Below are 22,653 nucleotides of genomic sequence, written 5' to 3'. Positions count from 1 at the left end.
GGGAATTGATGTCGTTGCTCGGCGGGAATGTTGCGGGGAGACCACTGATCGGCCCGGCCGCTCTGTTCAGCGTTCATGGCGCCGAGCCTGTGCGGTGAGCAGGATGGCGCCCAGTTGCACGGCGACGGGTCTGCGGATCTCCAGGCGCATGCCCGCGGTTTCGGTCTCGGCTTCGGTCGTCCAGCGGTCGAAGTGCCCGGCGAGGCGGGAGCGCTGGGTGCGGATGGCCGGGGCGGGGTTGCCCGCGTCGATCTCGGCGTCGAGCATGCGCAGGCAGGTACCGAGCAGGCGGAGCCGGACGAGGTGTACTTCCTGGCGCTGGTCGAACGTTTCGGCGACCGTGGCGGGCCGATCAGGCAGGGCGAGCGCCTCGAGCTGGCCGGCGTACGTACGCAATGTTCGCAGCGTGCCCTCGACGGAGCGTCGGAACGGGGATCGTACGGTGAGGTCGTTGGCGACGGCGTTCAGTGCGGTCTCCACGGTCGTGAACGCCTCTTTCCGGGCGGCTGCGGAGGCGGCTACCAGGTCTCGGTAGTCGAGGTCCGTCGCGGTCTCGTCGGCCGCCCGGTCGTCGGTCCACAGGGGGACCTCGGCCACCAAGTGCAGCGCGTCGAATCGGGCGGCGTAGTCGGCACTGCCGGCGCCCGCCCCGAAGGCCGGGCCGAGGGTGGAGCCGGTGGGGGTGGAGTAGACGGATGGCGCGATCAGCCGCGAGCCCGGCACCTCGGGCTCGCCGTGATGGCTGGGTAGCCCCTCGATGGCGGCGAGTTCGGCGAGCTGCCGGGCGAGCGCCGCGTCGTCGCGGTTGAGGTAGTAGAACACCCCCTGGTGCTCGCCATTGTGCAGCGAGCAGACCAGGTCCGGCTCGATCTCGTCCATCAGCCGCATCAGAGCCGTGGTCTCCGGCAACGGGCGGTCGAAGCGGTAGTCGCCGACGGTGAGAGGGAAGCTCCACTCGACCTGCTCGTCCAGGTCAGGGCGGTAGAAGTGCTCGGCGTAGGCGCGGCGGTCGCCGGGGTTTCCGTACCAGCCCTCATTGAGCCGGGCGCCGTCGGGGTCGGCGCACGCAAGGACGTGCCAGCGGCATCCCAACTCAGCGCGCAGTGCCGAGTCCCGGCAGAGCAGGTCGACCAGGGCGGTGATCGTGCGAAAGCCGATCGGCTCGTTGGGGTGCGGCCCACCAATAACCAGGGCGTCCGCCGGGCCGTCGCCGATGGTGAGCACGCGCAGGGGATCGCCCAGCCGCGAGGTCCCGACGGTCCTGATCCGTGCCAGCTGCGGGTGGGTGGTGGTGATGGCGTCGAACTCCGCGTGGAGGGCGTCGACGGACGGGAAGGACGGGTAGTCGGGCACCTGGCCCATGTAGCGCGTGATATCCATAAGGAGATTACTGTAATAATGTGATTATGAGAATGACGAGGGCGGAGACCAAGGAACGCAACCGCCGCGCACTGCTGGAGGCCGCACGCCGGGTCGTGACCCGTGACGGTCATGGCGCCAGGCTGGAAGAGATCGCCGAACAGGCCGGCCTGACCACCGGGGCCGTCTACTCGCTCTTCGGGAGCAAGAACGGCCTGCTGACCGCCCTGGTCGCCGACCACCTCGGCCCGCACTACGACGGGATCGACCAGGCGGTGCCCGCCAGCCTCGACCTGCTGGCGGCCGTCGAGGCGTTCGCCCACTTCTACGCGCGCACCTGTGCGAACCCCGAGGCCCTGCGTCATTTGTCGTTTGAGACGAGCCTGCAGGACATGGCCCTGCGCGACCCCGAGCTGAAGGCCAGGCTGGCTACGTCCATCCAGGCACACGAAGAGCGCTTGGCTGAGCTGTTCACCGGCAGACCGCATCAGGGCTCCACGGTGTCGGCGCGGCAGGCGCGGCACCTGGCAAGAGCGCTGCGGGCACTGCTTTCCGGACTCGGCCAGCGCGCCGTCCTCGGCCTGACCGAGCAGGCCCCTGAGCGGTACTTCGCCGATACCGCCCGCGCCCTGGTCGCACCCGAGGTGCTCGGGCCTGCCTGACAGTGACGCATCGAGTCCCGCGGCAGAACCACTCCACCGTCCACCGTCCCACCGCAAGCCCCTGGGCGACGCCAAAAGTGAATGCTGCCTTCGTCCGATAGAGCGATGGCAGAAGCCGTGCATGGGAACGTGGGGAACCGGCCCATTCGACAGCGACCTCGCTGCAGACTTCGTCGATGAGCTTGAGGGGCTGACTCCTCAGAAGGTCATCGACGTGCTTGAGCGAGCACTTCATCGAGTCACGGACTCCGGAGCACGCGTGGATGGCGGAGACGGCATCGAGGCAGTAGCCGCTGCGGCTGTCGTCGCCAGCACAATCCCGAACAGTGGACAGGTCCTGGAAGAGGCGCGGGCGCGGGGATTGCAGGCACGTCGCCTGCGTGGGACACGTACCCGGGTCCGGTGGTTGCGCACGGATGAGGAGTTTCGCCCGTTCGAAGGGCGTAGAGGTAGGTTGCCTGTGGCGGAGAGGCCCGGCCACCCGGCGTCATGTGCCTCGTTTGGAACGACTCTGTCGGTGAATTGGGGACGTGGCGGTGCGTGGGGCCGTGTAGGGGCTGGCCGTGGTGGCTCTGTTCGGGGTGGCCTCCCTGTTCTTGGGTGGCCACGGCGGCCGGAGGATGTTCCTCGCTGTCGTGGGATTGTGTGCCGCCTTCATAGCCGTGGTGGGGACGCTCCCCGGGCTCTTCTTGTGGTGGTTTCGCGGGGGAGAGGTCCGGCGCTGCTGCGACTGGCGCACCGTCAGGGGCCGGGCCGGGCCCTTGTCGGTCGGGGCCCCGGTCCTGATGCGGGTCGGGGTGCCGGCCTTGGTGCTGTTCCCCGGCGTCTTCGGCCTGCACTATCTCGTGGGCGGCGCCGGATACGGCAGCTGGCTGTACGGCGACTGAGCTTCGCGCCCGGCGCGGGCGGTCGCCATGGGACGACCCGAGAAGCCGGTGGACCGCACCGTACCGACGTGCGCGAAGCTCGCGGACTTTCTGCGCAGCCGCAAGGCCGGGGCTGACTGACCTATGAGCAGATGACCAAGCTCCTGCACGTGAAGGGGGGCACCGTCGAAGGCGACGCTTGAGCGCGCCGCCTCCGCAGCACTGTCCCCGCCTGGGAGACCGTCCAGGCCTTCATCGTGGTCACCACCACCAAGGACGAGGAGCTCGCCGGGACCAAGAGCATGACCCGCCGCATCATCGCGGGCGACACGCTGCCCGTTGCCCCTCAGCAGACCATCGCCTTCCTGAGGGCCTGCTACGTACTCGTACCGGCCGAACTCAGATCCTGGCTCGAGGCAAGGATTCGGACCCTTCCATGCAACAACGCTTGGGACAACGGCGTGGGTCAAGGCCATGGGAGTTTGGTTGCCCAGGTCGCTTCCAATAGCGAGCAAGATTGTTTCGATACGACGTTCATCAGCCAGTGGGCTAAGAATCGAGAGGTAGCGGCTCAACTTCAGGATGCCGTGGCACGCCGCCTCTGGCGGCCTGTCGATTCGAGGGGCATTCAATTCCAGGCATAGGGGTGCGCGGTCTATTCCCCAGCTAAGGACTGTCCCGTAACCGTGAAAGGGCGGTGCGGTGGGGCCGTGCCCTGGAGCCTGTCGCTTCAGGAACCTCAGGCGTCGACCTGCTGCCGCCGCTCGAAGTGGTAGTGCACATTCGAGAACTTCGGTTCCGACGACGGCTCGGGGTAGCCCACCTCCCTGATGACGGGCTGGAGCCGGTTCGCGATGAACGCTTCACACGCCTCGGTCGACTCCCACAGGTCAACGACCCGCAAACCCGTGTCAGTGATGATCGCCGTGTGGAACAGCAGCCCTTCAGGAGGCCGCTCCGCTCGCGCGCCCACACGCTGATCCACAGTGTCGTACTGCTGCGCTGTCACTCCCGAAAACTCGACCTCCACCAGGACAGCCATGAGACCTCCCATAACTGCTGCGAGCCGTGACTGCCGGGCGGCAGCCCCGCCATTTCCAGGCTCTCGCCGCATCCCTGGGCATGCAAAACGTGCGAGAGTTCAGCCACCGCGCGGAGCGCTCCTGCCACAGCATTGCGGGAGCAAGATCACGATCTACCGCTTGAGTGCTAGGCCGCCCCGCAGTGCGCTGCGAGCGGCCTCCCGGCTCCGGCCGATGGAGGAGGGCTCAGGCTTGGAGGGGCCGTTTCGCGGGTCCGCTCCTCGGCGACCTTCCTGCCGCCGCCACCGCTCCTGCTGCCACGCCTGCCTGATGCCGTGGCCGGGATGCGAGGCCAGGGAGAGGGGCAGATGATTGACGCGTAGGCCGCGGCGCGATCACCATCCTGGGGGCATGGAGATGCGACATGCCGGTTCACAAGGTCCGCCCGGACATCAGCGTTCTGAATGACAGCCTTGAGGCGCCGGGGATCGGGCACCTCCCGGTGAACGCCTTCGTACTGCTCGCCTCGCAGCCCGTCGTCATCGACACCGGACTAGGGCTCCCCGACAGGAACTTTCTAGAGGTGCTTGGTTCTGTGCTGGATCCCGCCGACGTGCGATGGATCTGGCTTACGCACCCGGATCGTGATCACACGGGTGGCATATTCGATCTGCTCGCCGCGGCGCCCAAGGCGCGCGTCGTGACCACGTTCCTGTCCGCCGGGTTCATGTCCTGTGAGAGGCCGCTGCCGCTCGATCGCCTGTATTTGCTCAATCCGGGGCAGAGCCTCAATGTCGGCGACCGCACGCTCACGGGGTTCAAGCCGCCGCTGTTCGACAACCCAGCCACAGTCGCCCTCTTCGACGACCGGTCGGGGGTCTGCTTCAGCTCCGACTGCTTCGGTGGGCCGATGCCCAGTGCTGAACTGGCACACGCCGATGACGTCCGTGCGGTCGGCGTGGAGGAGTTGAGGGCCGCGCAACTGCTGTGGGCCACGGTCGACAGCCCGTGGGTGCACAACGTGGATGTCCAGAAGTTCCTCGGCACCTTCCAGCCGCTGCGGGACAGGGAGCCGGAGCTCATCCTCTCCACGCATCTGCCACCGGCGCCGGGGCTCACCGCGTCGATGATCGACACGCTCGGCTCGGCAGCCGGGGAATCGGCGTTCGTAGGGCCGGACCAGGCGGCGCTGGAGCAGATGCTGGCAGGGTTCGAGCCCACCGGCGGCGGGCACCAGCCTGCACCCGGTAGCCCGGGATGACTTCCGCGTCGCCTGCATATGCGCGACAGGCCGTGATGTAGCGGTCGGTGATCGGTGCGGATCGGGCGTCCACCTGGCCAAGCAGCACTGCGAGTGGCCAACTATCGCTGCGAGTCACAGTGCGCGGGGCAGCCTACCTCCTTTGCTCCATGCAAGCCGCCACTAGGCGTGTCCGTTAAATGCGAGCCCAGACCAGCACTGCGGCGAGGACCGCAGCCCGAGCGGTAGACGATCGCGAGCTTGTCGAACCTAGTGGCCAAACCCCGCCACTGCTTGAGCAGCGCGAAGGACCGTTCGACCACGTTGCGGTTTTTGTAGGCCACCGGATCGAACTTCGACGGACGCCCGCCTGCTGAACCACGGCGGCGACGGTGCTTCTGCTGGTCACGCCGCGCAGGGATGACCGCAGTGATCCCCCGGGCCTTGAGCGTCGCTCGGATCGCTCGGGAGGAGTATGCCTTGTCCCCTAGCAGCATGGTCGGGGTCGCGCGGGGGCGGCCCGCTCCAGTCCTGGGGACTCGCAGCTCGTCCAGCAGCAACGGCAGGGAGCGGCCGTCGTGCGCCTCCCCAGGCGTCACGATGACGGCCAGCGGTCGGCCCTGACCGTCCACGGCGTGGTGGATCTTCGTGGTCAGCCCACCGCGGGAACGGCCGATCGCGTGCCCAGCGGGCTCTCGGTGGCCGTTGAGGCCCTGCCCTTGGGCTGCAGCCCGGCACTCCTCGGGACGGTGCGTGTTGGTGGCGTGCTGGTGGGCCCGGGTGATGGTGGAGTCCACCGCCACCCGCCAATCGATCAGCCCGTCGTCGTCCGCGCGGGCGAGCAGGACGCCGAGCCCGCGGTCCCAGATTCCGACGGCGGCCCAGCGGCGGTGGCGGGCCCACACGGTCTTCCAGGATCCGAACACGGCTGGAAGGTCTCGCCAAGGGATGCCGGTGCGGTACCGGTAGACGATCGCCTCCACAACGCAGCGGTGATCGGCCCACGGCCTGCCGCGACGACCGGTACCGGAGGGCAGCAGAGGTCGGATCCGGTCCCACAGCCGGTCGGTCAGCCGGGCGTAGCGAGGCAACAGGATCAGACCGTGGGGGCGCTGTGCAGCTGGGCCGGCCCGGCCTGGATCAGTCAATCGTCTTGATCACCTGGGCGGGCACTCCCGCGACCACGGTGCCAGCTGGAACACGCGCTCGGCCCCAACACCGGCGACGAGGCCCTGATGGACACGCTGGCCGACTCGGCCTCGCTGGCCACCCTCGTCGGCAGCGGGGACCGGTATCTGTGGCCCCAGACCCACGACCTGCGGCGCATCCCGTTGCACGACCCGACCCCGGTCTACCCGCATGTGCTGCTTTTCCGCAGCGGAGACCAGCACCCCGTGCTGACCGCGCTACGCGACCATCTGCGCACCGCAGGCCCGCCTAGCCGGCACGACGTGTGGGCACCGGACTGGGTAGCCCGCTGACCAGATGACCGAATTAACAGACACCCCCTGGGCCCGCTTGTTCGCGCGCGGCGGCGGACTGGACCGCGGTACCGTCGATCCGCAGGGCCACGCCTGCCGCGCCGGCGTAGGCGTCGTTCAGAAGCCAATGAGCGGGCAGCCGCACACCCGGCCCGGTCGTAAAATCCGTTGACGGGCACGCCGCCCGGCTTTGACGATCAGGCGCATGTCTGCCGCCCTGATGCCTCTGCGCCACCGCGCGTTCCGTTACCTCTTCATAGGTACGACGGCCAACCTGCTCGGCAACGGAGTTGCGCCGATCGCCCTGGCTTTCGCCGTGCTCGACGCCACTGGCTCGGTCGGCTCGCTCGGGTTGGTGGTCGGCGCCCACTCCCTCACCAGCATCCTCTTCCTGCTGTACGGCGGGGTGTTGGCGGACCGGCTGCCGCGCGGCCCGCTGCTGGTGGGCAGCAGTGTGGTCAGCGCCGCGAGCCAGGCGGTGGTCGCGGCCCTGGTCCTCACCCACAGCGCCGCCATCCCTGTGCTCATGGTGCTCGCCGCGGTGAACGGGGCGGCAAGTTCCTGCTATCAGCCGGCCGCCCAGGCCCTGCTGCCCCAGACCGTGCCGGCCGAGTCCGGCCGCGCGGCCCTCGCGCTCTCCCGGGTCGCGGGCAGCAGCGCGATGATCGTGGGCGCCTCGCTGGGCGGCGTACTGGTCGCCGCCATCGGCCCAGGCTGGGGCCTGGCCGTCGACGCGCTCAGCTTCGCGCTCGCCGCCGCGTCCTTCGCGCTGGTCCGCGTCCAGGTCGCGCCGCCCGCGCCCAGCCCCGGCCTGGTGCATGAACTGCGCCTCGGCTGGCGGGAGTTCACCTCCCGTACCTGGGTGTGGGTGATCGTGGTGGCCTTCTGCTTCCTCAACGCCGGCCTCACCGCCTCGTTCACCGTCCTCGGCCCGGCCGTCGCCGACACCACCGGGATCGGCCGCAGCGGCTGGGGCCTGGCCCTTGCTGCGGGCTCGCTCGGTGCGGTCGCCGGCGGCATATTGTCGCTGAGATGGCGGCCCCGGCGCGCCATTCTGGTCGGCTGCGCGCTGATGGGCCTGACGGCGACGATCCCGCTGCTGCTCGCGCTCGCCCCGTATACCTGGGTGCTGGTCGTGGCCAATTTTGTGGCGGGCGTGGGCGTCGAACAGGCCGGCGTCGCCTGGTACTCGACCCTCAACGAGCAGATCCCCGAGGACCGCCTGGCCCGCGTCTACGCCTACGACGACCTCGGCTCCTACCTCGCGCTTCCGCTCGCCCAGTTCGCCGCCGGACCCGCCGTGCTCCTCCTCGGTCTCCATGCCACCCTCTACGCGGCCGCCGCGCTCATCCTCCTCGCCACCCTCACCATGGTCGCCACCCCCTCCATCCGCGCCCTGGCTCCGAAGACCGCGGAACCGCTGCCCGCCTCCGAAGATCCGGTGCCTGGCTGAACTCGACTCTGACGTGTATGGATGGACGGCCATGCCGATGTGTGGGCAATCTTCAGAGGCGCCAAGGCCCTGCACGCGGTCGTCCACGTCCGCGTCGAGCCGTTCAAGCATGTCGGCATCACCGCGGTCTGCGGCGTGGAGTCCGCGAGGATTCCTGCTGGGCGCGGCCGCTGCGGTGCAGCTAAGCGAAGGCGTTCTCGCCCACCCTGGATGACGACGATTCGGAATCGTAGGCGGCGCTCGGCGCAGGCAGAGATCACTACGGTCAGGGCTTTCTGACGGCGCTGTTGCGGGCGGCGATCTGATCGAATGTGGGGACTGGTGCAGCCCACCGGCCCCATCTCTCGGGTTCATCGAGGGCCCAGTGAGCGATGTCCGGGTAGAAGGCCCGGACGGCCTGCTTGACCGTGTGGGCGCTGGCCCGGGGTTCGGTGATGGTGACGACGGTGCCGTTCGGGCTGCGCTTCCGGTCCGTCTTCGTGGCGAGGCAGGTCTTCCAGGCCGTGCCCGTTTCGGCATCCAGACGGAGTCGATGCCGGGGTGGTGTTGCTCGAGGTCGGCCCAGAACAGGCTTGTCAGGGACGTCGATAGCTTGTTGAGCGAGGTGTAGTCGAGGTTCGGCTGGCGTTCGGTGAGGTAGTCGACGATGAGGTCGCGGACCGGTCTGCACTGCAGGTTGTAGCGGTCCACAAGGTCGGCGGTGCTGACCTGCCACCACGGATTTCGATGTCGGCCAGGGTCGCGGGGGCGTCCGGCGGGAACTGTGCTTCGTTGATGTCGTCGCGTCGTTCCCACCGGATCCGCAGACGGCGGAAGCCATGCGGTCGGCGATCGCCGAGCGGGGACAGTCGCACGGCACCGGCCTGGGTACCGCGCGGGATCGTAGCCGCGGTCCGCGAACAGCATGTCGGGCCGTCGGCGTGGCCGGCCGACGACTCCGCCCACTGCCGGGATCTTGTCCAGCAGGGGCAGCAGTTGGGTGACGTCGTTGCGGTTGCCGCCGGTCAGCGACACCGCGAGCGGGATGCCCTGGCCGTCGGTGATGACGTGGTGGTTGCTGCCCGGGCGTGCGCGGTCGACCGGGCTGGGACCGCTTTTGGGCCCCGCCGGGCCGCCCGGACGTGAGAGGAGTCGATCACCGCCCGCGACCAGTCCAGCTTGTTCTTCGAGCGCAGCCGGTGCAGCAGCAGCTGGTCCTAGACGCCGGCCTCGTTCCAGGCTGCCAGACGCCGCCAGCAGGTCATGCCCGAGCCGAACGCCTGCGGTCCGGCACCCGCGGCCGCTGGTAGCGACCAGCGCCACCCCGACGGCGAATGCACTCGCAACGGATCGTGATCGCACGAAACAGTCTCTCACTTCTTTTGGGTGATGTTCGCGCTGCTTGACGGCGCTTGGTGTGTAGGGGGCCCCTATGGGTTTGGTCAACCTGTGGGAGCGGGCTGGGGGTCGTAGAAGGTGCCGTCGCGCAGCATTGCGAAGAGCACGTCGGTTCGTCGTCTCGCGAGGCAGAGGAGGCCTTGGGTGCGGTGCTTGCCTACGGCGATCTTCTTGTACGAGCCCGAGTGCGGGTCGCGGGAGCGGGGTCGGCCATGCGGTGATCGACCTGCGCGCTCTTGGACCCAGACCGAAACCCCGCGGTGGACCCGGCCACTGCCAGAAGGACAGACGCCGACAAAGTCCGGCCGGGGCCAGTACCCCAGCGCCAGCCGCGGTGATCAACTGCGTTCGGGCGGTCGGATTGACTGGGCGTGGCGGAAGACGTTCTTGGGGTCCCAGCGTTGCTTGGTGCGCTGCAGGCGTTTGTAGTTGTTTTTGTAGTAGAGCCGGGGTGATCGTTGCCCGGAGGTGTTGAGGGTGGCGTTGTCGAGGTCGACGTCGGGGTAGTTGACGTAGCAGCCGTCTGTGTTTGATGTCTGCGATGCGGGCAGGGCGACATCGGGTACCGCGGGCACGCCACCGGTGGACTTGTAGACGTCCTTGTAGAAGTTGCGGATCCAGCGCAGGTGCGGTTCGGCGATCCCGCTGTCCTTGTCGGCGTCGCGGTAGTCGTACACCCCGTTGGCGTCGGCGTCCTTGTCCCAGGTCCAGTACGCCTGGTACTGCAGCTTCATGACAGAGGAGCGCTGCGGTACAGCTGTCGCCTCCGGGGCGACGTCGTTGACCATCCCCCCGTAGGAGTCGACCTGCAGCAGAGCGTCGGGGTTCTCATAGGTGGTGTCGGTGAGGTGGCGGTGAATGGCGTCGATCTGTTCCTCGGTGAACGCCTTGGTGTGGTAGGCCGACTTGTACTTGCCGCAGCGGTTGGGGCCGGAGTCGTTCAGGCTCTGGGTGGCGGTCAGCCACGGCAGGAGGGTGGGAATGAACAGCTCACGTTGCGCGGGGTGCTCACCGGTCGGCTGGTCCAGGACCGTCTCGTGGACGTACGTTTGGGTGCCGGCGGTGAAGCCTTCGGTGATGTAGTCCAGGAAGGCCTTCAGGCGCGCGGGTGAGTCGTCGCTCGTGCCGTCCATCTGGATGATCAGGCCGACCTTGCCGTTGGACACGTGTGTGAGCTTGAGCAGGGTGAACAGGTCTCGGTATCCGTAGCGGTGGATGAAGTCCGGTCCGTTCCCGGCATGCTCGTGCTCGAAGAACTGCCCGTAGCGGCGCACCAGCGACTTGAACAGGTCGGGGTGCTGCTGGAACTGCTCCCACTTCCAGGCGACGGACCTGAGCAGCACCTGGGCGGGTGGCTGAGGCAGGTCGCGGAACCAGTAGCGGGTGATGACACCGAAGTTCCCGCCGCCTCCGCCGGTATGGGCCCACCACAGGTCGCGCAGGCTCGGGTCGTCGGAGTCCTTGCGGGCCACGGTGACCCGGGGGGTCCTGCCATCGGCGACGGTGACCACCTCGACGGCGTAGAGGTAGTCGACGGTCAGGCCATGGAGCCTGGACAGCAGGCCGTATCCGCCGCCGCAGATGTGGCCGCCGCTGCCGACGGAGTAGCAGGAGCCGCCCGGCAGGGCCCGGCCCGTGGTCCGGTACAGCTGGGTGGTGCTGTGCCAGTTCGTCGCGCCCGCCTCGACGCAGTACGCCTTCATCGACGGGTCGTAGTAGGCGCGGTTCATGGGGCTGACGTCGATGATGACGCCGACGTCGTGGGAGGAGACGAAGTTCTCATAGCAGTGGCCGCCGGAGCGTACGGTGATGCGGCGCTTGGTGTTGGCCGGTTTGCTGAGGAACGTGGTCAGGGCTGCTGACACGTCGTCCGCGGACGTTGCTACCACGATGTGGTCGGGATGGGCGATCCAGCGTTGGTTGAACCCGCGGCGCAGTGCGTCGTACCGCTCATCGCCCGGCTTGACTTCGATCGGTTGTGCTGGCATCGGTGCCTCTCATGGTGGGGGGAGCGTGCATGAGCATGCGAGGTCGGAGTCGGTCGGCGGCCTCGGACAGGTCGGCCGTGCCTGGCCGGCCGCCACAACCACTCGCCGACTGCGGCGATGCATTCCGTCGACAGCTGTTCACCACCGGGGAGCACCCGTCGGCGCACCCCGCAGGCAACCACCCGTCAGGGCTCATCACGGACGGAACGCGTACACCTGTCACTGTCGCCAGACGTCGGCCTGCAGAGGAAGGCGTGCGGCTTTGCGTTTAATGCGCGCCGTCCCCCACAGGACCGCCTCACGCGCCGCGTTTGCACCGCTGGCATGTGAAAGCGCGGCTTGCGCACCGGGGGAAAGACGCGCCGGTGCCATCTGTCTTTTGACTTGTGCGGCAGCACACACTGCAACTACGCGGCGTCAGAGTCCCTCAGCGTATCTGTTAGTGGGATAATCATTTGCCGCGGGCGTGATGTCAGCAACCAGGATTGAGCGCATCTTCACCTGCGCCGAGTTCTAGCTCTTGCCTGTATGTAGACGGCGTTGCAGCCATTTGGGCATGTCCTGCAGCGAGACATCCGAGTTCAGCTGAGGGGCGCGCGGCCTGAGGCCGCGACGTGTACTGCGGCAACGCGCTGATACGGGACGTGGCCAGCACCAATCGCCGCCGCGACAGGAGTTGGTGATCCGGCGGTGGTCTGATCGTGTCTTGTGCCGGGCGATGGTGGCGGCGTGCTGCACCAGTTGTATGTCAGCGGGGTCGGGCTTGCAAGGCACGGTCTTGATCTTGTCGAGGTGCCCGTACACCGTCGACCGGGGCACGCCGAACATGTCGGCGATCTGTTGGACGGTCTTTTCTCGCTCATCGTAGAACCGTTGGGCGAGCGCGGCCTGGTCCGAGGTGAGCTTCGGCCGGCGCCCGCCGACCCGGCCCCGAGCCCGCGCGGAGGCGAGACCGTCGTTGGTGTTCGCCACGATCAGTTCACGCTGGAGCTCGGCGAGCACGGACAGCATCCCGGACATCGCCCGGCCCGCCATCGTGGTGGTGTCGATGCCCTGCTCGATGACGTGCAGCCCGATCCCGCGCTCGCGCAAGTCGGCGCCGAGCGTCACCAAGTGCAGCACCGAACGGGAGAGCCGAGTGACCTTCAATGTGTCGCCCTCACGCAGCAGCTTAAGGACGAGTTTGAGCTTCGGCCGGGACGCCTTCGCACCGCTCGCCTTGTCGACGTGGATGTTGTCGCGGTCGACGCCGGTTCGTAGCAGGGCGTCAATCTTGGTGATCGGGGTTCTGGTCGGCGGTCGAGGCCCGCGCGTAGCCGATGAGCGTGTGTCGAAATCGATCGGCCGGACTGTTCACCGACGTTGATGCCCGACGCGAGCCGACACTGCCCACCTGGGGTTTGTGATCACCCGGGTGAGTAGCGACAGACGGTCGTTTGCGGACCGTTGGGGCGGGATCTGCGCGGCACAGGAGCCCGGCGGCGGCTTGGTGAGGTCATGTGCCGCCGCCGGGCACTCCTTTGCAACTCGCTGCACAGGCCGGATTTCCCTCCGGGTGCCCACCAGTCCGGCCGGGGTGTTCGGCTCCGACTTCTTGTGGGGCTTGCTGAAGCCGGCGGGCTTGTAGTGCAGCAGCCGGCCCTCGCGCTTCCCGCGGGTGAAGTCCTGCAGCGTCTGCAGCTGGACAACGTCGGGGACGAGGGTGCCGGTCGCGAACTGGTTGTCGATCCGGACATCGTGGTACTTGCTGTAGTCCACGATCAGCTGGAGGTCTATCTCCGGGAACCGTGCGCGGAAGACGGTGCGCACGCTCGCACCGCTGCCCGAGTTGGCGAGGTCGCCGCCCTCGGTGAGGGCGTCCTGGTACAGCTCGTCGAGGGTCCTGCTCTCCTCGGAGCCGCTGCCGTTCGCGGACTTGGTGGAAGCGGCCGAGGCGGGGGCGGCCGAGGCGTGGGATGCGGTGGTGCCGAGTGTGCCGAGGCTGAGCGCAGTCCCCGCTCCGGTGGCGAGAAGTCGTCGTCGGCTGGGCAAGTTGGTCACGGGATTTCGCCTTCTGCGTGAGGGGAGGGTGATCTCGGTTCAGGCGCGCTCCGCGGCCCGTGCGACCGCCTCGGCGAGCATCGCCGCGACATCGTAGGGACAGGTGCGGGGAATGCCCCGAGGGCACCTGCACGCTGTGTGCGGCGCGGGCGGCCCACTGTTCCTGCACGGCCGGCGGCAGGGAGGGGTCCTGTGTTGCCACGGTGTAGGTGAGTGGTGTGTTGGCGGGGGCGGCACCGAGCGTTTCGGTGAAGGCGCGCATTCCTTGCCAGTTGAGCCCTTTGACGGCCTGGGCGGTCAGGTCGGGATCGACACCGCTGAAGATGGCCTGCTGGACGTCACCTGCCTTGACGGCGAGTCCGTCCGGCGAGTGGATCCAGTTGGGCGGGAAATCGCCGCCCATCCGTTCCATCATCGAGCTGCCCGGTTCCAGCGCGAACGCGGCCATGTAGACCAGCTCTGCGACCTGGCCCGTCTCGGCCGCCGCCCAGGTGGCGGGAACACCGCCGTAGGAATGCGCGGCCAGCACGTCATAAGTGTCCTCCTCACGTGCGGAAGCCATGCGCCGCGACGGGGAACCGCGGCGAACGGCCGGCGTTGCGATGGTCAGTCGTTCATCGCGTCGCGGACGAGCGCGGTGTCGACGAACTGCTCGAAGCGGACGATGAGTCCGCCGCGGACGACGAAGTGATGGGCGACGCGCACGTCGATCGGCTCGCCCGTGGCCTTGTTGACGGCGGTGTAGCGGGCGAGGACGACGACGTTCTCGCCGTCGACGACGTAGGTGTCGTCGTGGGCGATCCAGCCCGTCCAGTCCTGGCCGAGCTTCTCCATCACGTTGGACGTGACGCCTTCGGGCGTGCGGTAGGTGCCGGCGAGCGGGAAGCCGGCCATCTCCGTCCACTCGACGTCGGGGGCGAGCGTGGCCCGCAGGGCCGCCAGGTCACCGGCCGCCGAGGCCAGGTACTGGCGGCGGACGACGTCCGGGGGGGCGGTGGAGGCGACGAGATCGGTGCTGTCGTGCGTCATGCCGGTCAGCCCCACTTCATCTCGCCCTTGGCGACCTTCGCCCCCAGCTGGGCGGCGATCAGCATGCCGTTGTCCGGGTAGCGCGCGACGAGGGCCTCGGTGAGCGCGGCGCCGTCGGCGGCCCTGTCCAGCTCCTCCTCGAAGGCGACCAGGTAGTCGCGGGTGGCGGTGATGGCGGAGGCGTCGGCAGGGGCGCCGGGGAGGCGATGGCCGGGAACGACCAGCTCCGGCCGCAGGGCGGCCATCTCGTCGAGCAGGCCGATCCAGACGGCGCGGTCGTCGGAGGTGGGGGTGTCGGCAACCCACACGTGCTCCTTCTGGAACAGCAGGACGCCGCCGAGGAGGGCGCGGTGCTCGGCCTGCCACAGGTAGTGGCGGTCGGACAGTCCGGCGGGGCCGCCCTTGAGCTCGAAGCGGTGGCCTTCGAGGGTGAGGTCGCCGGTGAAGGGCTCCAGGTCGACCAGGCGGGTGGGCAGGTTGGGGCCGAGAGCCTCCCAGGCCTTGAGCTTGCCCTCGTAGGAGTGCTTGATGTGCTCGATGACGATCGGGGTGGCGACGAACCGCGCCTCGGGGAAGGCGTCGGCGATGACCTCGGCACCGAAGTAGAAGTCGGGGTCGCCGTGGCTGACGAACACCGTGGTGAGCTTCTTGCCGGAGTCGAGGACCTCGGCGGCCAGGCGGTGGCCGTCGGCGCGGGTGAAGGCGGCGTCGACCAGCAGCGCCTCGTGCTCGCCGGTGACGAGGGTGGCGGTCTTGTTCTTGCTGCCGGCGGGGAAGTCGAGGTCGAGGACCTTGAAGGAAAGAGTGCTCATGGCTGCTTCCTGACGTGAGGTGCTGGTTGGGGAAACCGGCGCTCCGCCATGTGGCGGTGCGTCCTGGAGAGACGGGTGAGGTCGGAGCTGCAGTCAAGATCGATCTGCGGTTGCACGGAGCACACGTCGGCTCGTACGCCGTGCCGGTAGGAGCGGACCGTCAGCCCTGGGTGCCGTTCTGGTCTGTGGGGTAAAGACCGAGAAGGTTCTTGGGATCCGACGGGTTGGCGCCATGAACGTCGCCGACGTAAAGGCCGATGCGAGCCTTGTAACGATCCAGGGCCGCACGGTCGCTCATGAACTCACCGAGGCCGAGCGGGTTCATGTTGGCGTAGTCGAAGACGCTCTTGCGGCCGGCCGGCGGGGCGACGTCGGTGCGGGCGCTCCAGGTGCCGATGGCGTGTTCCTGGGCGTCCTTGGACAGCAGCCAGCTCAGGTACAGCTTGGCGGCGGCCTTGTGTGGGGCGCTATTGAGGATGGCGCCGGTCTGAGGCCAGGCCACCCAAGGGGACTTGCGTGGCAGGCTGGTCCGGGAGAGACCACTGGCACTGCCGCCGGTGCCGAAGCTCGCCACGTTGTTGCCGGTGCCGACCAGGTCGGCGGAGTCCTGGGTGCCACGCACGAACTTCGGGTTCTGGGCAAGCAGTCGCTTCAGGTAGTCGAAGCCGTACTTGTCGGTGAGCTGCTTGAAGTAGTAGAGGACGGCGTCGTCGTCGTTGGGGTAGGTGAAGACGAGCTTGTTCTTGAACTGGGGCTTGAGGAAGTCCCTCGCTTCGACCGGCGCGTCCGAGCCGAGGGTGGTAGCTGTGACGTTGGCGAAGGCGAAGAAGAACAGGCCGGTGTAGTAGCCGTCCTTGTCCTTGATCTGCCGGTAGACCTTGTCCCAGCCGACCGGCTTGTACTTCTGCAGCGCTCCTTCCTTCTTCCAGCGCGGGAAGTCGTCGAGGGTCTGCAGATGGACGACATCGGCGACGACGTGGCGTTCGGCGACCTGGTGGTCGACGCGGGCGTCGTGGTTCTTGCTGAAGTCGACGACGATGTCGACCTTCATCTTGGGGAACTTCTTCTCGAACGCCTTCTTGAGGTAGTCGGCCTGGCCGGGCTTGTCTCCCCCGGCGTAGACCACGAGGCGGCCGCCCTCGGTCACGGCCTGTTGGTACAGCGCCTGAAGCTGGGCCTCCGCACTCGATCCGGTCTGTGCGGGTTGGGAGGAGGGGACGGCGGCGGTGGCACCGCCCGCGGCCAGGACGCACAGAGCGACGCCGAGGGCCCAGGTGCTGCGGGTCGACTTCACAACTACTCCTTCGGGGGCCTGGAGGGTTTCAGGCGGTCAGAGATGCCGGGCGCCGATGCCGTGGGTGGGGTCCAGGACGGTGACCCGGTCCGCGGACGTCAGCCCCGGCCGCTGCCGACGCGGCGGGCGACACCACGTGCTTGGAAATATATCTGCTGCTGCAGATTCTGCAAGCGCAGATCCTTCCGACATCGGACTTCTGGCATTCTGGTGAGGTGAATGAGCAACTGCTGAATGACGAGGACGTGACCCTCTTCGGTCTGTTCGTGGAGGCCTACGCATGCATCAAGCCACTGGTGAACCGCGATATCGGCATTCCCGACACCTGGTTCGAGGTGCTGCTGAGACTGGGCCGCACACCCGGTCACCGGATGCGCATGACCGACCTGGCCGATGCCGTGTCCTTCAGCTCGGGCGGCTTCACCCGGCTCGCCGACCGCATCGAGAGGGAAGGGCTGATCCGCCGAGAGCCCGACCCCCGCGACCGGCGGGCGGCACTCGCCGTACTGACCGAGCAGGGCGGCGAAGCCCTCAACAAGGCGTTGACCGCACATGTCTCCCACCTGCGCAGTCATGTCACCTCCGTGCTCTCAGCCGAAGATCGCTGCCACTTTGCACGCATCCTGCGCACACTCCGCGACGCCAACCAGTGAGCTCGGGCCTAGACCCAGGCGATAGCTGCGCGCTCGGACGATGGTCGGCGGTAACGGTCCTCGCACTCGGTCACCGACAGCTGGAGTTCTGCATCGAGGCCGTGGTCCAAACCGCCCTGTCGGGAGAGGACCTCGTCGCGGAGGACCGCGAGGAACTGCGCGAGGCGAGCGCGCTCCTGCTCGGCGACATCCTCATAGTCGGCCAGTTACTGATTTCCTCGGGGTGTTGTCGGGTAGCGACGTCTCGACCGCCTGGTGGCCACGGGCGCGATCCGCGGTTTCACCGCTCTCGTCGACCCCCAGGCGCTGGCCTGGCACACGAGGCGTTCGTCGAGGTGCACTGCGCCCGCAACCCCATCCCCGCCCAGCTGCGCCAAGCCCTGGAAGACGTCCCCGAAGTTGTCGAAGCCTGCACCGTCTCCGGAGCAGCCGATGCAGTGCTCCACATGCTTGCCAGAGACATCACCCATCTGGAACTGGCCATCCAACGGGGTTCGCGCCACCGCTCCCGTCGACAGGACCGAGAGCGTCATCGTGCTCTCCCGGCTGCTCAACCGGCCCTTCGTTGTGACTACTGGCGATTCGGTGGGCTCAGCCGACCGGGCTGGGGGACAAGGCAAAGCCGAAGAGGTCCTTGGGGTCATCGAGGCCGGCCAGCCCTTTCTCGCTCTGGAAGGTTTCTTCCACCCGCCATCTGAATCCGGCGACCGTCACCAAGGTGGTCAGCGGCACCGGCTCGGGTGAGCAGCAGCGGTAGTAGGCGAGTTCACCGGTCGTGCGGTTACGGCGGATCAGGAGCTGGCGGTGGCCCGGCGCCGCTTCGGCGAGATCGATGACGGCCCAGTTGTAGAACCGTTGTCCCTTCGCGCCGCGTCCGGCCGAGAGCTTCTGCCAGGCCCGCTTGGGCACTTTCCGCGCCAGGCATCAGCGCGGAAGGTGCCTGCGCCGGTGGTCTTCCGGCCGAACAGGCCACCGCGAGCACATAGCCCAGGCGCGTTCCTCCATGGCCGTGCGCAGTTTCGGGTTGCCGCCGTAGACCTCGTCCCCGGATTGACCCAGCTCACGTGGTGTCCGGCGTCCAGAAACCGTTCGATCATCGTGTGGGCCAGTTCCGGCTTGGTCGCGAAGGAGGTGTCCTCGCCGAGCCCACGGCCCGGCAGCGTTCCGGGTCGCGCGTCCAGGACCGCGGAATGTACAGCTCCCGGTCCACTGTGGCGTGTCCCCGCTCGCCGGCGTAGACGAGGTAGACGGCGACCTGGGAGTTCTCCATCCGCCCGGCTGTGCCGGTGTACTGGCGCTGCACCCCGACCGTGTGGGTGCCCTTCTTCACATCGCCGGTCTCGTCGACGACCAGTACCGCGGCCTCGTCGTGGAGGTTTTCGACGACGTATTCGCGCACGTCGTCACGGACCGCATCCGCGTCCCAGGAGGCCCGGCACAGCAGGTGCTGCATGCCGTGCGGGGTCGATTCCCCGGCCCACTCCGCGATCGTCCAGCAGCTCTTGCGCGGCAGGTCAGCCAGCAGCCCAACACCAACCGCCCGGCCCGCAGGCGGGGTTCGACCCGCGCGAACCGGCCCGCGATACGCCCCATGGCCACCTCGAACGTCTCCCGCCAGCGGACGGGATCTATGCTGTGGCCTGCACCCACCGTCTCGTCGTCTGTCCACACAACTCACGATGATCAACGGTGGCCGCACTCATGCCACATCGGGCCTTGACCAGCCAAATCACGATCTGATGCTGGAGTGCAGGAGTAACGATGACGGATGCATGGCAGGGTCGTACCCGCGACGTTCCTCGCCGGGGAGGCGCAGTCGTATTGGCCAGAGGGCGGATGCTTCTCATCCGATATGCCCCCGAAGACGGCCACAAGTACTTCATCCCTGGCGGTGGCGTCGAGCCAGGGGAAGCCCCATCGCTGACTGCCGAGCGGGAGTTGGCGGAAGAGACCGGTCTGACCGCGACGGCTGAGCGGGAACTGGCCGTGGTACGTAACAGCGACCGCGTGGAGCACTACTACCTGATGCGCTTGGGCGACCCGCATTGCGCTGAACAGCGCGCAGTTCCCGGTGACTTGTCGCCCGGTCAGCAACTGGAGTGGGTGGACGTGGCCCTCTTGCCCAACACCCCCGTTTGGCCCAAGAGACTGGCGTGGCGCATCACCGAATGGTCCACAAACGGCTGGCCCGACCGGCCCGTGCAACTCGACGACTCGATCCGCGACCTGCACGCTCCGTGTGACTGGTAGAGCGAAACCGTGAGCATCACCCTCGTTGCTCAGCCCGCTCACGACTAGGCCGCCGAGGTATCCGGGTGTCGTGTTGCAGGCAGGGGTGTTCAGGTGGGTGGATTCGCCGCGCGTGCCACCACTGCACCGGACGGTGTGCCACGGACACGGGAAGCGTCTATGCCGTGGCGGCGCGGCGGTTGAGGAGTGGTTACGGTCGCCGGCCCTGCCCTTGTCGTCGACGCACGGCGCCCATTGCACGACGCGTGATCAACAAGCTGCGGCTCCGCCATCCCGACACCGCTCACTGGCTTCGTTCACTTCAAGCAGCAGCGTTTGTCCATCGGTTTGGGTGGCGATGGGCGGTCGGCGGGGCCGTGGATGTTCACGAGAAATGACGTCAGATCCCGTCCTTGAACCCGCAGGGCGGAGCAGTGCGGGTTGTGAGTCGTTGGAGGGGGTGTGACGGATGAAAGACGTGCCCGGGCAGGTGGGTTGATCGGTCCGCGAGTCTTGATCTCGCTACCGTGCCTGTTGATCACTGACTTCCTCGGGGTGTGGTCGGGGGTGGTGACGGGTGGGCCCTGTAGGCCGGTGGTATGCGGTACGCGCAGGGTGGCGGGCTGACCGCCGAGAGGCGACGGCTTCGTGAGCGGATCCGGTACGAGGAAGGTGAGCGGTTCGGCCGTGGTGAGAGGACTGCGGTGATCGCTCTCGGGCCGGTGGCCGAGGACTGCCGTACTGTCGGAACCGCCGCCGGCCACCCCTGCGACCGCCTCCGGCTCGCCGCAACAGTCACTTCCACCGGGGCACAAGCAGCCGGTAGGGGGTGAGGCTGGGGGGCTACGACTTGGTGCCGACCGTGCGCAGTGTGGCCAGCACCAGTGCCCGGGTGACGGTGACGATGTCGCTCACGCGGACCTGTTCCTGTGGACCGTGTGCGAGGCGTACGTCGCCGGGGCCGTACTGCAGCGTGGGGATGCCCGCCCCGGAGTACAGCCGCAGGTCGCTGCCGTAGGGGGCGCCTCGCTCGGAAGGTCGCGGGCCGCCGGTGACGTCGGCGTGCGCGTCGGCGACCTGGGCCGCGAGCGGATGCCCGGCCGGCAGCCGTCCGCTGGCGAACTGCCCGCCGGGCCACGTCACCGTGGCGGGGTGGGAGCGCAGCCAGGGGTCGGCCGCGCAGGCTTCGGCCACGCACGCCTCCAGTTCGGTGCGTGCCTGGGCCGGATCCTCGCCCAGCCGGACGCCCAGTCTTCCCTCGGCCACCAGGAGGTCGGGCACGCTGCTGGCCCAGTCGCCGGAATGGACGGTACCGACGGACAGCGGGTAGGGGATGGGGTATTCGGACATGAGCGGGTCGGCGCCGACGTTGCGGCGGGCTTCCAGATGGGCGAGCGCGCGGTGGACGGGCAGGTATGCGTCGATGGCGCTCACTCCCACGTATCTGGTGCTGCCGTGGGTGGCCCGGCCGGGTACTTGGATGCGAAAGGTCAGGGCGCCGGCGTTCGCAGTCATGACCGCGCCGCTGGTCGGTTCGGTGATGATGCAGGCGTCGCCGGTGTGGCCGCGTTGGAGAGTACCGAACGCCCCGAGCCCCCCGTCCTCTTCGCTGACCACGAATTGCGCGGAGACCTGGCCGCGCAACCTTGCGCCCGCCTCCCGTATCGCGGCCAGGGCGCCGAGTATCGCCACCACACCCGCCTTCATGTCGCACGCTCCTCGTGCGTGCACCACGTCCCCGGTAACCCGAGGGCGGAAGGGGTCACCCTCCCAACGCGCCAGGTCCCCGGAAGGGACGACGTCGACGTGCCCCTGGAGGATCAGGGTCGGCCCGTCGCCCTGGGGCACCGTGCCGCCCACCAGGCCCCACGCCTCGGTGCGCGGGGCCTCGCTGCCGGGAAAACGGGGATGGTCACGTAGCTCGGGCAGGTTCATGGACCACAGGTCGACATCGAGGTCCATCCGCTTCAGATGCCGGGCCAGCACGTGCTGAACCTCGGACTCCGCGGCGCTCCCCGTCACGCTCGGAACAGCGAGAAGTTCCAGCAGCAGCCGGGCGATGCCCGCCTCGTCCACCGCGGCCAGTGCCGAGGCTTCCACATCGCTCAGGCTTGCTGTCATCTCAACACCGCTCCCAGCACGTGACATCAGGACAAGCCGGAGACTATGTTCGGCGGATAATGCAAGCAATCGCCATTTGCTGCTGTCCACCATCGCTTTCTTGCAATGTCAGCGGGCCCGTGGCCATTTATTGCGCTGGGCCGCAGGGTTCCGATGTCTGGAGTGAGGTCATGGACGCCATCGATCAAGCGATCATCCGGTACGTGCTGCACGACGCACGGGCCACATACGCCCAGATCGGCAAGGCGTCCGGGCTGTCCGCGCCCGCCGCCAAGCGGCGTCTCGACCGCCTCGTGGCTACCGGAGCGATCCGCGGTTTCACCGCTCTCGTCGATCCTCAGGCGTTGGCCTGGCATACCGAGGCTTTCGTCGAGGTCTACTGCGCCGGCAATCCCGCCCCCGCCGAACTGCGCCAAGCGCTGGAGGCCATCCCCGAGGTCGTAGAAGCCTGCACCGTCTCGGGGGCCGCCGACGCAGTCGTCCACATCCTCGCCAGAGACATCCCCCACCTGGAACAGGCCATCCAACGCATGCGCGCCACCCCTCCTGTGGAACGGACCGAGAGCGCCATCGTGCTCTCCCGGCTGTTGAACCGGCCTCGCGTGTGATCGACGCCGTGGGACCACCGCGAGTGCCGAGGCCGGCGTCCGCCCGCCTCGGGCCGACGCAGCAGACCGGTGGTCGCCTCGGTGGCTACAGCAGACGGGCGATCGATCCGGAGACGTGGGCGATGCCGGCATTCGCCGCGCTCGTCGTGTGCGCCGTCCGCGAATCACAGAGGTTGCGCGACCTCGGCGACGAGGCCGAGAACCTGTAAGGCGGCGGACCCTCCCGGCACCGTCTCATGCGCTCGTTCTCAGCGTGTCCAGGAGGCGGGTCATTTGCGGCATCCGCCGCCGTCACAGAAGCAGATGTCGGGGTCACTCTCCCGGAACCAGCACGAGGTTGGTTTTGTACGTGGGAGCTGACACCACTTGTTGCTCAGAGCGGGGAACGCCCGGTTTCGCCGTAGGGCGATGTCTCTAGT

19 protein-coding genes and 5 pseudogenes are annotated in these 22,653 nt (G+C 68.0%); 11 read left to right on the top strand and 13 right to left on the bottom strand.

Features of this window, described 5'->3' with window-relative positions; all coding sequences use genetic code 11:
• Positions 1–66: 66 nt before the first annotated feature.
• Positions 67–1,380, bottom strand: coding sequence for a M14 family zinc carboxypeptidase (locus tag GTY47_RS20285; RefSeq protein ID WP_040904395.1), 1,314 nt, complete (start codon positions 1,378–1,380; stop codon positions 67–69).
• 32 nt (positions 1,381–1,412) lie between these two features.
• Between GTY47_RS20285 and GTY47_RS20280 the strand changes: the two genes are divergently transcribed.
• From GTY47_RS20280 to GTY47_RS20270, 3 genes are all read left to right on the top strand, one after another.
• Positions 1,413–2,021: a TetR family transcriptional regulator gene (locus GTY47_RS20280; RefSeq protein ID WP_010048389.1), complete on the top strand. Its 609-nt coding sequence runs from the start codon at positions 1,413–1,415 to the stop codon at positions 2,019–2,021.
• Positions 2,022–2,584: 563 nt separating this feature from the next.
• On the top strand, positions 2,585–2,908 hold the full coding sequence (locus tag GTY47_RS41055) for a DUF6336 family protein (RefSeq protein WP_010048388.1): 324 nt from the start codon (positions 2,585–2,587) through the stop codon (positions 2,906–2,908).
• Positions 2,909–3,144: 236 nt separating this feature from the next.
• Positions 3,145–3,531, top strand: a complete 387-nt coding sequence (locus GTY47_RS20270) for a hypothetical protein (protein WP_158688480.1) — start codon at positions 3,145–3,147, stop codon at positions 3,529–3,531.
• 95 nt (positions 3,532–3,626) lie between these two features.
• On the opposite strand, the gene GTY47_RS20265 is transcribed toward GTY47_RS20270, so the two are convergent.
• Entirely contained in the window at positions 3,627–3,929 is a 303-nt protein-coding gene (locus GTY47_RS20265) for a hypothetical protein (protein WP_010048386.1), read from the bottom strand.
• A gap of 404 nt (positions 3,930–4,333) precedes the next feature.
• Between GTY47_RS20265 and GTY47_RS20260 the strand changes: the two genes are divergently transcribed.
• Positions 4,334–5,170 (top strand): MBL fold metallo-hydrolase, encoded by an 837-nt coding sequence (locus GTY47_RS20260; RefSeq protein WP_010048385.1) that lies wholly within the window; start codon positions 4,334–4,336, stop codon positions 5,168–5,170.
• Between the two features lie 175 nt (positions 5,171–5,345).
• Here the strand turns inward: GTY47_RS20260 and GTY47_RS20255 are convergent.
• Positions 5,346–6,240 (bottom strand): IS5 family transposase gene (locus GTY47_RS20255; RefSeq protein ID WP_231911039.1). Its coding sequence is split into 2 segments (ribosomal slippage): positions 5,346–5,384 and positions 5,386–6,240, totalling 894 coding nucleotides; the frame shifts between segments, so codons are not numbered across the junction.
• A gap of 111 nt (positions 6,241–6,351) precedes the next feature.
• Here GTY47_RS20255 and GTY47_RS20250 point away from each other — a divergent pair.
• Positions 6,352–6,630, top strand: a pseudogene (locus GTY47_RS20250) (LysR family transcriptional regulator); the annotation flags it as partial.
• Between the two features lie 205 nt (positions 6,631–6,835).
• Positions 6,836–8,083: an MFS transporter gene (locus tag GTY47_RS20245; RefSeq protein WP_029181762.1), complete on the top strand. Its 1,248-nt coding sequence runs from the start codon at positions 6,836–6,838 to the stop codon at positions 8,081–8,083.
• 764 nt (positions 8,084–8,847) lie between these two features.
• Here GTY47_RS20245 and GTY47_RS41050 read toward each other — a convergent pair.
• From GTY47_RS41050 to GTY47_RS20205, 8 genes and pseudogenes are all read right to left on the bottom strand, one after another.
• Positions 8,848–9,339: pseudogene (locus GTY47_RS41050) on the bottom strand (transposase); the annotation flags it as partial.
• A gap of 165 nt (positions 9,340–9,504) precedes the next feature.
• Positions 9,505–9,657, bottom strand: a pseudogene (locus GTY47_RS41045) (IS110 family transposase); the annotation flags it as partial.
• A 141-nt stretch (positions 9,658–9,798) separates the two neighbouring features.
• The gene (locus GTY47_RS20230) at positions 9,799–11,448 is read right to left on the bottom strand and encodes a BBE domain-containing protein (protein WP_010048376.1); all 1,650 of its coding nucleotides are present in this window, start codon (positions 11,446–11,448) and stop codon (positions 9,799–9,801) included.
• A 513-nt stretch (positions 11,449–11,961) separates the two neighbouring features.
• Positions 11,962–12,681, bottom strand: coding sequence for a recombinase family protein (locus GTY47_RS41040; protein WP_231911213.1), 720 nt, complete (start codon positions 12,679–12,681; stop codon positions 11,962–11,964).
• Positions 12,682–13,050: 369 nt separating this feature from the next.
• Positions 13,051–13,488: pseudogene (locus GTY47_RS20220) on the bottom strand (ABC transporter substrate-binding protein); the annotation flags it as partial.
• A gap of 606 nt (positions 13,489–14,094) precedes the next feature.
• A complete protein-coding gene (locus GTY47_RS20215) occupies positions 14,095–14,517 on the bottom strand; it encodes a nuclear transport factor 2 family protein (protein WP_040904401.1) in 423 nt (140 codons plus the stop codon).
• A gap of 5 nt (positions 14,518–14,522) precedes the next feature.
• Positions 14,523–15,329: an MBL fold metallo-hydrolase gene (locus GTY47_RS20210; protein ID WP_010048363.1), complete on the bottom strand. Its 807-nt coding sequence runs from the start codon at positions 15,327–15,329 to the stop codon at positions 14,523–14,525.
• A 160-nt stretch (positions 15,330–15,489) separates the two neighbouring features.
• The gene (locus GTY47_RS20205) at positions 15,490–16,623 is read right to left on the bottom strand and encodes an extracellular solute-binding protein (protein WP_010048360.1); all 1,134 of its coding nucleotides are present in this window, start codon (positions 16,621–16,623) and stop codon (positions 15,490–15,492) included.
• Positions 16,624–16,763: 140 nt separating this feature from the next.
• Between GTY47_RS20205 and GTY47_RS20200 the strand changes: the two genes are divergently transcribed.
• Together GTY47_RS20200 and GTY47_RS41035 are read left to right on the top strand one after the other, a co-directional pair.
• Positions 16,764–17,276: a MarR family winged helix-turn-helix transcriptional regulator gene (locus GTY47_RS20200; RefSeq protein ID WP_231911037.1), complete on the top strand. Its 513-nt coding sequence runs from the start codon at positions 16,764–16,766 to the stop codon at positions 17,274–17,276.
• Positions 17,273–17,974, top strand: coding sequence for an Lrp/AsnC ligand binding domain-containing protein (locus GTY47_RS41035; RefSeq protein ID WP_231911035.1), 702 nt, complete (start codon positions 17,273–17,275; stop codon positions 17,972–17,974). Before GTY47_RS20200 ends, GTY47_RS41035 begins: the two co-directional genes overlap by 4 nt.
• Here the strand turns inward: GTY47_RS41035 and GTY47_RS20190 are convergent.
• Positions 17,916–18,869: pseudogene (locus tag GTY47_RS20190) on the bottom strand (IS701 family transposase); the annotation flags it as partial. The gene GTY47_RS41035 and the pseudogene GTY47_RS20190 sit on opposite strands and share 59 nt — an antisense overlap.
• Positions 18,870–19,037: 168 nt before the next feature.
• Between GTY47_RS20190 and GTY47_RS20185 the strand changes: the two are divergent.
• The gene (locus GTY47_RS20185; RefSeq protein WP_078602995.1) at positions 19,038–19,526 is read left to right on the top strand and encodes an NUDIX domain-containing protein; all 489 of its coding nucleotides are present in this window, start codon (positions 19,038–19,040) and stop codon (positions 19,524–19,526) included.
• An 822-nt stretch (positions 19,527–20,348) separates the two neighbouring features.
• Here the strand turns inward: GTY47_RS20185 and GTY47_RS20180 are convergent.
• The gene (locus tag GTY47_RS20180) at positions 20,349–21,626 is read right to left on the bottom strand and encodes an ArgE/DapE family deacylase (protein ID WP_173937218.1); all 1,278 of its coding nucleotides are present in this window, start codon (positions 21,624–21,626) and stop codon (positions 20,349–20,351) included.
• Between the two features lie 170 nt (positions 21,627–21,796).
• On the opposite strand from GTY47_RS20180, the gene GTY47_RS20175 reads away from it, so the two are divergent.
• Complete coding sequence (locus GTY47_RS20175) at positions 21,797–22,234, top strand: Lrp/AsnC family transcriptional regulator (RefSeq protein WP_010048344.1); 438 nt, start codon at positions 21,797–21,799, stop codon at positions 22,232–22,234.
• Positions 22,235–22,242: 8 nt separating this feature from the next.
• Positions 22,243–22,443 carry a hypothetical protein gene (locus GTY47_RS20170; protein WP_158688479.1) on the top strand — a complete coding sequence of 67 codons (201 nt, stop codon included), beginning with the start codon at positions 22,243–22,245 and terminating at the stop codon, positions 22,441–22,443.
• The last annotated feature ends 210 nt before the right edge of the window (positions 22,444–22,653 follow it).

Source organism: Streptomyces sp. SID5464 (genome assembly GCF_009862985.1).
GTDB lineage: Bacteria > Actinomycetota > Actinomycetes > Streptomycetales > Streptomycetaceae > Streptomyces > Streptomyces chartreusis_D.
The sequence above is the reverse complement of the archived record's forward strand: the minus strand, read 5'-3'. Positions and strand labels throughout refer to the sequence as shown.

Bases quoted from the DNA above. Each gene is read 5' to 3' on its own strand.
- GTY47_RS20285 (WP_040904395.1), bottom strand. From the start codon at position 1,380: ATGGATATCACGCGCTACATGGGCCAGGTGCCCGACTACCCGTCCTTC.
- GTY47_RS20280 (WP_010048389.1), top strand. From the start codon at position 1,413: ATGACGAGGGCGGAGACCAAGGAACGCAACCGCCGCGCACTGCTGGAG.
- GTY47_RS20265 (WP_010048386.1), bottom strand. From the start codon at position 3,929: ATGGCTGTCCTGGTGGAGGTCGAGTTTTCGGGAGTGACAGCGCAGCAG.
- GTY47_RS20260 (WP_010048385.1), top strand. From the start codon at position 4,334: ATGCCGGTTCACAAGGTCCGCCCGGACATCAGCGTTCTGAATGACAGC.
- GTY47_RS20245 (WP_029181762.1), top strand. From the start codon at position 6,836: ATGTCTGCCGCCCTGATGCCTCTGCGCCACCGCGCGTTCCGTTACCTC.
- GTY47_RS20230 (WP_010048376.1), bottom strand. From the start codon at position 11,448: ATGCCAGCACAACCGATCGAAGTCAAGCCGGGCGATGAGCGGTACGAC.
- GTY47_RS20215 (WP_040904401.1), bottom strand. From the start codon at position 14,517: ATGACGCACGACAGCACCGATCTCGTCGCCTCCACCGCCCCCCCGGAC.
- GTY47_RS20210 (WP_010048363.1), bottom strand. From the start codon at position 15,329: ATGAGCACTCTTTCCTTCAAGGTCCTCGACCTCGACTTCCCCGCCGGC.
- GTY47_RS20185 (WP_078602995.1), top strand. From the start codon at position 19,038: ATGACGGATGCATGGCAGGGTCGTACCCGCGACGTTCCTCGCCGGGGA.
- GTY47_RS20180 (WP_173937218.1), bottom strand. From the start codon at position 21,626: ATGACAGCAAGCCTGAGCGATGTGGAAGCCTCGGCACTGGCCGCGGTG.
- GTY47_RS20175 (WP_010048344.1), top strand. From the start codon at position 21,797: ATGGACGCCATCGATCAAGCGATCATCCGGTACGTGCTGCACGACGCA.